Source organism: Desulfovibrio sp. 1188_IL3213 (assembly GCF_036763145.1).
Classification (GTDB): Bacteria; Desulfobacterota; Desulfovibrionia; order Desulfovibrionales; family Desulfovibrionaceae; genus Desulfovibrio.
This window is the reverse complement of sequence record NZ_JBAIYR010000537.1, coordinates 1-1,347: the sequence shown is the minus strand read 5'-3', so window position 1 is coordinate 1,347 and position 1,347 is coordinate 1. Positions and strand designations below refer to the sequence as shown.

At 57.8% G+C, this 1,347-nt stretch carries 1 protein-coding gene; it reads right to left on the bottom strand.

All coding sequences use genetic code 11. The annotated features are described in order from the left end of the window. Nucleotides 1–287: 287 nt before the first annotated feature. Nucleotides 288–1,347: PEP-utilizing enzyme (locus V6C16_RS13380; protein ID WP_333543452.1), on the bottom strand; the 1,060-nt coding region annotated here is incomplete at its 5' end.

The following is a 1,347-nucleotide window of genomic DNA, read 5'->3' as shown; positions in this document are numbered from 1 at the left end:
CGGGCATTGCAGCGCGGGATCGCCACTTAGCGTCCCGCTCGCAAAGCACGCGCCAGCTTCAAGACAGCGCCAGACCTGACACCACATGGTAGCTACAAAATGTGCGAAAAATTCTGGACACTACCGAGAGGCGCGCTGCACTTTCATGCAGCCGTTCCTACGGAGGCGTAAGCGCAGTTTATCTGCGCGGTTAAACGCCGAAGTGAGCGTGCCTTAAACTTTGAGAATGTATATTCTCAAAGTTAATCTGCTCTAGAGCATCTACACTTTTTCAAAGTTAAAATGCTCTAACTGGAAGCGTCTTTCAGCGGCCTGTCTTTCAGGCTGTCCATATCCGCGGCCATCTTGTCTTTGAGGGCCTTGGCCCGATCCGTATCCAGCATGATCATATCAACCTGGCGTGTGTGGATAAGCAGATAGCCGAGCAGACGGGTACGCATCAGGGTTTCGGCAGCATCATAGCCTTCGGCCACGGCAAACACCGAGTCGTCCTTCACGTCCGCGCGAAAGCCGTGATGCTCCAGAAGATCCGCCACCATGCGGGCGCGCAACTGCCGCCGTTTGCGATCGGCAGCCCCGCCCTTGAACTGGAAGCTCACGAAATTTTCGTGGCTTTCCTCACCCGCCAGAGATTCCACCGTGCAGAAATGGTAGCCGTAACGGGCCTGCAATACCATGTAATTATCAGATATAATAAAGAAATTTTTGTTTGCCATAGAATTTGGCGCCGTGCTTTCAAGCTCCGGATTCATGGCACTTTCAAGCATGACAGTCATGAAACCCGAAGCGCTGGTGGCCGGAGGCCCTGCCCACGGCACCGCCACCATGCCGTCCCAGAGGGCAAGCATGGGCGCACTGGCAATGAGATCCAGATCCACCACAGGCCCGGGGACTCGGCGACTGAAACCGCCACCCATGTCCACAATCCAGTATTGCAGCTTGGCCCCGGCGCGCAACTGCTTGCCCATGCGTCTGTTGACGCCCGCTTCCTCTTCTTCAAACATGAGGCGAACGGATTTTTCATGGCAGAAACGGGTGATGTCGTGCAGGGTGCGGCACTGCGCGGGCACAAATTCCGGCGCGTCCGGGTGCAGCAGGTTGAGGGGAACCATAAGCTGACTCATGGCCTGAAGGCGCTGATGCACCGGGCTGCCGGCCATGAGGTTGGGCGGCTCCGCCTCGCTGGATACAAGCTGTGGTTGCCGCCCGGCAAAGACGGCACAACGGGCCGCATCCAGCGTGACTTCCCCGGCATTGTCGAGCAAAAGGCGGGCATCGGGCAGGCTGAAGAGCGCGGGCAAGCGGTATTCACGGGCCACAGAGGCCAGATGCCCGGCCATACCTCCA